The organism is Sporosarcina luteola, assembly GCF_023715245.1.
GTDB lineage: Bacteria > Bacillota > Bacilli > Bacillales_A > Planococcaceae > Sporosarcina > Sporosarcina luteola_C.
In genome coordinates this window covers 1-464 of sequence record NZ_JAMBNV010000021.1, presented here as the reverse complement: position 1 = coordinate 464, position 464 = coordinate 1, and the positions used below count along the sequence as shown (strand labels likewise).

1 protein-coding gene is annotated in these 464 nt (G+C 69.2%); it reads left to right on the top strand.

The features are described 5' to 3' along the window. Positions 1-464 (top strand): amino acid permease (locus M3152_RS17810; RefSeq protein WP_251697187.1); only part of this gene is annotated, 464 nt, incomplete at both ends.

The following is a 464-nucleotide window of genomic DNA, read 5'->3' as shown; positions in this document are numbered from 1 at the left end:
ACATGAGCATCGAAGCCGTCGCGATCGCGGCCGGCGAAGCGCGCGATCCGCAGCACGCGGTCACGCGCGCATTCCGCTCGACCGTGTTCCGGCTCGTGCTGTTCTACCTGCTGACGCTGTCGCTGATGCTCGCGATCGTCCCGTGGACGCAGGCCGGCACCGACGAAAGCCCGTTCGTGAAGGTGATGGCCGCGACGCACGTGCCGTATGCGGCCGGCGTGATCAATTTAGTGCTGCTGATCGCGGCGCTGTCGGCGATGAACAGCCAGCTCTACGTGACGACGCGGATGATGTTCAGCCTGTCGCGCGCGCGCCTCGCGCCCGCAGTGTTCGGCCGGCTCGGCGCGAACGGCGTGCCGCGCGCGGCGCTGTGGATCTCGACGAGCGGCGTCGCGGTGGCGGCCGTGCTGGTCGCGGTGGCGCCCGACACCGCGTTCACCGTGATGATGGCGATCGCGATGTTC